Here is an 8,135-nt window from a genome sequence, read left to right on the forward strand (position 1 = left end):
CGGGCGGCTACCAGGTCGGCAACTTCCCGCCCAACTGGACCGAATGGAACGGCAAGTACCGCGACACCGTGCGCGACTTCTGGCGCGGCGAGCCGGCCAGTCTCGGCGAGTTCGCGTCGCGCTTCACCGGGTCTGCAGACCTCTACGAGCACTCGGGGCGGCGACCCGTCGCATCCATCAATTTCGTGACGGCCCACGACGGGTTCACGATCCGCGACCTCGTGTCGTACAACGAGAAGCACAACGACGCCAACGGCGAAGACAACAACGACGGCGAATCGCACAACCGCTCGTGGAACTCGGGCGTCGAAGGCCCCACGAACGATCCGGTGATCCTCGAGCTGCGTGCCCGCCAGCAGCGCAACTTCTTGGCGACCCTGCTGCTTTCGCAGGGCGTTCCGATGCTGCTGCACGGCGATGAGATCGGTCGCACCCAGCAGGGCAACAACAACACCTACGCCCAGGACTCCGAGATCAGCTGGATCCACTGGGATCACGCCGACGTTCCGCTCAACGAGTTCACGGCCGCCGTCACGCGCCTGCGCAAGGAACACCCCACGTTCCGGCGCAGCCGGTTCTTCGACGGACGCCCCGTCAAACGCGGCAAGGGCGAGCCGCTGCCCGACATCGTCTGGCTCAATTCGGATGCGCGTGAGATGGAACCCGAGGAATGGGACGCTCCGCTCTCCCGCTCCGTGGGCGTCTTCCTCAACGGGCAGGGTATCCGCGGTCGCGACGTACGCGGCCAGCGCATCAGCGACGTGAATTTTCTTGTCTATTTCAACGCCGAACCGCAAGACGTTGACTTCGTTCTCCCTCCCATCGAATACTCGCAGTCGTGGGATGTGGTCATCGATTCGGCCGGCCAGGCCGCAGACGGGCCGCTGCGCAGTGCGAACGAGAAGGTGAAAGTGCTCGCCAAGTCTCTCGTCGTGCTTCGCGCGCACCAGGAACCCATCACCGAGGCTGATCACTCGGTCGCCGCATCGCTCACCGCCATGACCGGCACCATCGACACCATTCCCCTGACCAAGCCGTCCAACGGCTAGCGAGGACACATGCGAGAACCGCTCTCCACCTACCGGCTCCAGATCTCGGCGCAATTCACGCTCGATGCGGCCAGCGCGCTGATCGACTACCTCGCCGACCTCGGCGCCGACTGGGTCTACCTGTCGCCGATCCTCGAGGCGGAGCCGGGAAGCAACCACGGCTACGACGTGATCGACCACTCGCGGGTCGATCCGGAGCGCGGAGGGGCGGCAGGCCTGGAGCGGATCGCCGAGGCCGCGCATGCCCGGGGCATCGGCGTGCTCGTCGATATCGTGCCCAACCACGTGGGAGTGGCGACCCCGCCGCTCAGCGTGTGGTGGTGGGATCTGCTGACGCACGGGCGCGACTCGCGGTATGCCGAGGCGTTCGACGTCGACTGGGAGTTCGGCCACGGAAAGGTGCGACTGCCCGTTCTGGGCGACGATTCCCTCGAGGCACTCGAGCTGGCGACGGGGCCCGACGGAACAACGGAGCTGCACTACTACGACAATCGTTTTCCCGTCGCCCCCGGAACTGCCGACGATGGCGCCGACGCGATCACCGTGCACTCGCGCCAGCACTACGAGCTCATGAACTGGCGCCGTGCCGACGCCGAACTGAACTACCGGCGTTTCTTCGCGGTGACGACTCTGGCGGGCGTCAAGGTCGAGGTGCCGTGGGTGTTCGAGGAGTCGCACGCCGAGATCGGGCGCTGGTTCACGAATGGTATCGCCGACGGCTTGCGCGTCGACCACCCCGACGGCCTGGCCGACCCGGAGGACTACCTCGAGCATCTCGCCGAGCTCACGGGCGGCGCCTACGTGCTGGTCGAGAAGATCCTCGAAGGCGGCGAAAAACTGCCGGGCACGTGGAAGACGGCCGGCACCACCGGGTACGACGCGCTCGGCGACATCGATCGCGTGCTGGTGGATGCCTCGGGCGAGCAGATCTTGAACGTCGCGCTGGCGCTCGGCGACGGCCAGAGCGCGCACGACAACTGGACGGCGTTGATCCACGACACGAAACGCGCGATCGCCGACGGCATTCTGCGCTCGGAGGTGCTGCGCATCCAGCGCGACCTCGACCGCGAAGACGCCCTGGCTGACGCGAAATGGCGCGGATCCCCCGAGATCGCCGATGCCATCGCCGAACTGCTGACCTGCTTTCCGGTCTACCGCTCGTATCTCCCGTCGGGAATCGACACGCTCGAAGAGGCCCACCGAACGGCTCTCGCGGCCCGGCCCGACCTCACCGCCGAACTCGCGGTCGTCACGGCCGCCCTGGCGCATCCGAGCAACGCCGCCGCGATCCGTTTTCAGCAGACGTCCGGCATGGTGATGGCGAAGGGTGTCGAAGACACCGCTTTCTACCGCTGGAACCGGCTCGTCTCGCTCAACGAGGTGGGCGGCGAGCCTGCCGAGTTCGCCATCGACCGGGCGCAATTCCATGCTCGGCAGGGGCAGCGCATGGCGTCGTTCCCCCGCACCATGACGACGCTCTCGACCCACGACACGAAGCGCGGCGAAGACGTGCGTGCGCGCATCGACGTGCTCTCCGAGCTTCCGCACGCCTGGCTCGAGACGCTCGCCGGGCTGCGCGAGTCCGCACCCATCGGTGACGAGACCTTCGACTCGCTGCTCTGGCAGACCGCCATCGGCGCCTGGCCGATCGAGCGCGAGCGGCTGCACGCCTACGCCGAGAAGGCGTCTCGCGAAGCCGGCGCATCCACGACCTGGAACGCGCCCGACGAGAGATTCGAAGGGGCGCTGCACGCCGCGGTCGACGCCGCCTACGACGACCCGCGCACGCACGAGCTCGTCGAGTCGCTCGCCGCGCGCATCCGGCCCTCGGGCTGGTCGAACTCGCTTGCGGCGAAACTGATCCAGCTCACCATGGTCGGGGTTCCCGATGTCTACCAGGGCACCGAACTCTGGGACAACTCGCTCGTCGATCCCGACAACCGCCGGCCCGTCGACTTCGATGAACGACGTCGCCTGCTCGAGATCCTCGACGCCGGCGAGCTGCCGAGGGTCGACGAGACCGGCGCGGCCAAGCTTCTCGTGACGTCGCGTGCCCTGCGGCTGCGGCACGAGCATCCGCAATTCTTCACCGGCTACGCGCCCGTCGAGGCACACGGCGACGCGGCCAGCCACGTTCTCGCCTTCGACAGGGGCGGCGCGATCACCATCGCGACCCGCCTTCCGTACTCGCTCAGCCAGGCCGACGGATGGGGGTCGACCCAGGTCACCATCGAGCGCGACAGCGTCGACGTACTCACCGGTCGCCGAATCGAGGCCGGTCCGGTGGCTGTCTCCGAGCTGCTCGCCGACCTTCCCGTGGCACTCCTTGCCGCCGTCCGAGAGGATCTCTCCGAATGACCGTTCGACACCGCTTCGATGTCTGGGCTCCCCGTGCCGATCGCGTGCGTCTCGTAGCCGCCGAGCAGACGATCGAGCTGACCCGCACCGCCGGCGACTGGTGGACCGCCGGTTCCGCCGCACCGGAGGGCGAGGTCGACTACGGCTACCTCGTCGACGATGCGAACGGCGAAACCGTCAAACCGTTGCCCGACCCGCGTTCTCGTCGCCAGCCCGACGGCGTGCACGGGCTCTCCCGCACGACCGATCCCACGACGTACGTGTGGAACGACGACGACTGGGCCGGTCGCCAGCTCGCGGGCGGCGCGATCTACGAGCTCCACATCGGAACGTTCACTCCCGAGGGAACGCTCGACTCCGCGATCGACCGCCTGGATCACCTCGTGTCGCTCGGCATCGACTTCGTCGAGGTCATGCCTGTCAACGCCTTCAACGGCACGCACAACTGGGGTTATGACGGCGTGCTCTGGTTTGCCATTCACGAGACCTACGGCGGGCCGGATGCCTACCGCCGGTTCGTCGACGCGTGTCACCTGCGCGGTCTGGGCGTGCTGCAAGACGTCGTCTACAACCACCTGGGGCCGAGCGGCAACTATCTCGGCGCCTTCGGGCCCTACGAGCACGAGGCCGCCGGAACCACCTGGGGCAAGGCGATCAACCTCGACGGGCATGGCTCCACTGAGGTGCGGCGGTTCATTCTCGACAATGCCCGCATGTGGTTCGAGGAGTACCACGTCGACGGCCTGCGTCTCGACGCCGTGCACGCTCTGCACGACGAGAGCTCACGTCACCTGCTTAGCGAACTCGCCGCCGAAACGGATGCCTGGTCTGCCTTCGTGGGCAGGCCGATCAGCCTCATCGCGGAGTCCGACCTCAACGACCCGGTCATGTTCACCGCTCGCGACAACAACGGATACGGTCTGGCCGGGCAATGGAGCGACGACTTCCACCATGCGGTGCATGTCGCCCTCACGCGAGAGGTCTCCGGCTATTACGCCGACTTCGAGCCGCTGAGCGCCCTCGCCAAGGCTCTGACGTCGGGATTCTTCCACAACGGAACCTGGTCGAGTTTTCGCGGCCGCCACCACGGCAAGCCCATCGATACCGCCTCCGTACTCACCTGGCGTCTCGTCGTGGCCAACCAGAACCACGACCAGATCGGCAACAGGGCCATCGGCGATCGGCTGACCGCGTCTCTCGACGAAGGCCAGCTCGCCATCGCCGCAGCGCTCACGCTCCTCGGCCCGTACACGCCCATGTTGTTCATGGGCGAGGAGTGGGGCGCCTCGACACCGTTCCAATTCTTCACCTCGCATCCGGAACCCGAACTGGGCACAGCGACGGCCGAGGGCCGGATCGCCGAATTCGAGCGCATGGGCTGGGACGAGTCGCAGGTGCCGAACCCGCAAGACCTGTCGACGTTCACAGACTCGAAACTCGACTGGAGCGAGCCTGCTGCCGCGGGTTCCGCCCACGCTCGGCTGCTGGAGTTCTACACGGCGCTGACGACCCTGCGTCGCACCGTACCGGCGTTCACCGACCCGCGCTGGCCGCAGCTCTCGGTCGACTTCTCCGAAAACGAGCGCTGGCTGCAGTTCACGCGCGGCGATGCGAGCGTGCTCGTGAACTTCTCGGCCGAGCCGATGGACGCTCCGAGCAGCCTGCTGTCGTCGAGCGACGTCCTCCTCGAGTCGAGCCCGCGGGGCGACGACGCCCGCGTCGCCGGTCACTCCGTGACGGTCTACCGCCCCCGCGTCTGACGACCCGCTCTTCGACTCGTCGTTCGCGTGGCGCCGTCATGCCCATCCGGCCCGTGAGAGTGGGCATAACGACGCGACACGACGTTATTAAAATCCCCCCACCCTGCTGTCGATACGGCTGTGGACGGCCTGCTCGATCCGGGAGCGCGCACTATTTTGGAGCGGCTGGGTTCTTCGTGCGCAGGAGCGACGCAGGGCCCACCGCGCCTGACCCGAAGCGCGCCGCCAGCTTGTCGATGGTGCGCTCGGCGTCGCGCCATCCGTCGGCCTGCGACTCGGCCTCGTCGACCCACAGCGACGGCTGGTGAACGCTCGATCCGGCTTCTGCGAGCTGCTCGACCCTCACTCCGATGAGCCGCACTCGCTGGTCGTCGCGCAGGTCGAGCGCGTCGAAGATGGCCCTGGCCTCGTCGTAGATCTGTTTGCCGAGGTCGCTCGGCTCGGCGAGGGTGCGCGAGCGCGTGATGGTGGTGAAATCGCTGAACCTCAGCTTGAGCGCCACGGTGCGTCCTTCGAGCCCGGCCCTGCGCAGCCTGACGGCCACCTGGTTGGCCTGCTTCAGTAGCTCTCGGTGCAGCACCCGGCGGTCGGCCACGTCGAACTCGAAGGTGTTCTCGTGCCCGATGCTCTTCTCCTGGCGCTCGAGAACGATCTCTCGCGGGTCGATGCCGAGAGCCAGGGCGTGCAGCTTCTGGCCCGACGCCTCGCCGACCGCACGGGTGAGCGTGGGCAGCGGCAGCTCGGCGAGTTCGCGCACCGTCTTGATGCCGATGCGGGCCAGGGCCGCCTCGGTGCTGGCCCCGACGCCCCAGAGCGCCTTGATGGGAAGCGGGTGCAAAAAGTCGAGGATCTCGGATTCGGGAACGACGAGCATGCCGTCGGGCTTGGCGCGCTGCGACGCCATCTTGGCGACGAACTTGGTCGACGACGCACCCACCGAACATGTAAGACCCGTCTCGGCGAACACCCGGGCGCGAACGAGCGCCCCGATGGTGCTGGGGCTGCCGAGCAGCCGCCGGGCCCCGGAGACGTCGAGGAAGGCCTCGTCGATGCTGAGCGGCTCGACGAGCGGCGTGACATCGCGGAAGATGCGCATCACCTCGGCCGAGTAGTGCTTGTAGAGGTGCATGTGCGGCGCGAGGATGTGGGCTTTCGGCGCCAGCCGCATGGCTACGGAGACCGGCATCGCCGAGTGGACCCCCAGCCGGCGCGCCTCGTAGGTGGCGCTGGTGACGACCCCTCGGCCGCCGGCATGGCCGATGATGACCGGCTGGCCGCGCAGTTCGGGATGGTCGAGCAGCTCGACCGAGGCGAAGAAGGCGTCCATGTCGATGTGCAGCATCGTGGCGGTCGAGTCGTCTACCCCCGCCTGATGCGTCATCCTTCGAGTCTAGGCAGCACCAGTGACACGAGCTTGTTCGCCGTGTTCGCGTTGCGGGTCGTGGCAGCGGGCCCGAACTGTTTCCAGAATCTCAGCGGGATCGCCGACTTCGACACTCCATTCGGGCACCAGGCGTAGACGGCCCTGCTGCCGAGCCGGATGACCTCGGGCAGCAGGCCGGCGGCATCCGGTAATTCGATGGTCACAGCCTCGGGCGCAGGGCCGGGAAGGAATGAGATCATCAGACGAGACGGGTCGTCGGAGAATTCGACGAGCGGATTCTCGTCGACCACGCGCGCGAACTCACGACCCTCGATCACCACGAACCGGGCGGAGACGCCGGTCGCCTCGGCGAATCGTGCCTCGAGGTGAGCGACATCGCTCGCCGAGAGGAGGGTCGTCGAGTCGAAGACCGCGTTGCCGCTGCGTAGCAGGGTCTTCACGGCGGTGAACCCGGCCTCTTCGAGCACACGATGAAAGTCGGGCATCGGCACCAGCGTGCTGGTTCCCACGTTGATGCCTCGCACCAGCGCAACGTATGTCGTCACCACGGCCTCCTTGCTCCCCTCATTGTGCCATTCGGCGACGCAGGATCAGGCGCTCGGCGAAGCTCCATGCCGTCGTCAGGGTGAGGTAGATCGTGGCGGCGAGCGGCACGAATGCCGCGAACAGCACTGTGAGATACGGCAGATAACCCAGGATGCGCGTGAGCGACTCCGCCCCCGGCACAGTCACGGCGGCCGCCGGTGCCGGGCCCGTCGGCAGGGCAACGGGCGGCAGTGGCGCGAGGAAGCGCCGCGAGAGAGTAGCCACGACCGCGATCGATGCCAGCAGGGCGCCGAATAGCACGACACGCTGAACGTCGAGGCCCGAGCCGAAGTCGGAGAACAGGCTCGTGCCGAGCGGCACACCGAAGACGGTCTGATCGAGCAGGCCGTTCGAGTGCCCGTTCACGTGCAGCTGCGTGAAGAGTCCATAGACGAGCGACACGATCGGCAGCTGGATGAGCAGGGGCAGCAAGCCGGCGAACGGCGACGTCTTCTCGGCGGCGTACAGGGCCATCAGCTCCCGCTGCATGCGTTCGGGATTCTTCGCGTGTTTCTGGCGGAGCTCAGCGATGCGGGGCGCCAGCCGACGCCGGGTGACCTCCGCCCTCGCCTGGGACACTCCGACAGGGATCAGCGCGCTGCGCAGCAGCAGCGTGATGACGACGATCGCGGCGCCCGCGGCGGCCACGGGAAAGACGGGTTCGAGGAGGAGAGCGAGTTGCGCGACGACCTCGTAGGCGGCATCGAGTATGGCCGCAACAGGGCCGAGGGTGTACGGATTCATGGCAGAAAGATCCCAACGTCATGGGCGAATGATGGATGACGTGTGATCGCGTGCCGAGCGCGGTCGGCTCAGGCGGCGACCGGGATGGGGAGCGCGGGGGCCCTGGTACGCGGGCGCCCCGCCGCGTTCGGATCGCTCTGCACGACCAGCACTCGCAGGGCCGCGCGGTCGAAGCTCGTCTGCTCGACGAGCGACGTGCTCGAGCCGCCGATCAGGCTCACCAGGTAGTGTGCGCACAGTGCGACCGCGAGGGCG

General features: G+C 67.4%; 6 protein-coding genes and 1 pseudogene. 3 read left to right on the forward strand and 4 right to left on the reverse strand.

Annotated elements, in window-relative coordinates:
- The 3 genes and pseudogenes from ACE5CZ_RS11775 to treZ all read left to right on the forward strand — a co-directional run.
- A pseudogene (locus tag ACE5CZ_RS11775) lies at positions 1-1,049 on the forward strand (glycogen debranching enzyme); the annotation flags it as partial.
- Between the two features lie 9 nt (positions 1,050-1,058).
- Positions 1,059-3,407 carry a malto-oligosyltrehalose synthase gene (treY, locus tag ACE5CZ_RS11780; RefSeq protein ID WP_374947519.1) on the forward strand — a complete coding sequence of 783 codons (2,349 nt, stop codon included), beginning with the start codon at positions 1,059-1,061 and terminating at the stop codon, positions 3,405-3,407.
- Positions 3,404-5,167: a malto-oligosyltrehalose trehalohydrolase gene (treZ, locus tag ACE5CZ_RS11785; protein ID WP_374947520.1), complete on the forward strand. Its 1,764-nt coding sequence runs from the start codon at positions 3,404-3,406 to the stop codon at positions 5,165-5,167. Before treY ends, treZ begins: the two co-directional genes overlap by 4 nt.
- 151 nt (positions 5,168-5,318) lie before the next feature.
- Here the strand turns inward: treZ and dinB are convergent, their stop codons facing one another.
- The 4 genes from dinB to ACE5CZ_RS11805 form a co-directional block, all read right to left on the reverse strand.
- Positions 5,319-6,548, reverse strand: coding sequence for a DNA polymerase IV (dinB, locus tag ACE5CZ_RS11790; protein ID WP_374947521.1), 1,230 nt, complete (start codon positions 6,546-6,548; stop codon positions 5,319-5,321).
- Positions 6,545-7,096, reverse strand: a complete 552-nt coding sequence (locus ACE5CZ_RS11795) for a DUF1697 domain-containing protein (RefSeq protein ID WP_374947522.1) — start codon at positions 7,094-7,096, stop codon at positions 6,545-6,547. Before ACE5CZ_RS11795 ends, dinB begins: the two co-directional genes overlap by 4 nt.
- 19 nt (positions 7,097-7,115) lie before the next feature.
- Complete coding sequence (gene yidC, locus ACE5CZ_RS11800; RefSeq protein ID WP_374947523.1) at positions 7,116-7,880, reverse strand: membrane protein insertase YidC; 765 nt, start codon at positions 7,878-7,880, stop codon at positions 7,116-7,118.
- 68 nt (positions 7,881-7,948) lie between these two features.
- The coding region (locus ACE5CZ_RS11805; protein WP_374947524.1) for a DUF6412 domain-containing protein at positions 7,949-8,135 on the reverse strand (187 nt) is incomplete at its 5' end.

Origin of the sequence: Agreia sp. (assembly GCF_964263775.1) — a bacterium.
In the GTDB taxonomy this organism is placed as follows: Bacteria; Actinomycetota; Actinomycetes; order Actinomycetales; family Microbacteriaceae; genus Agreia.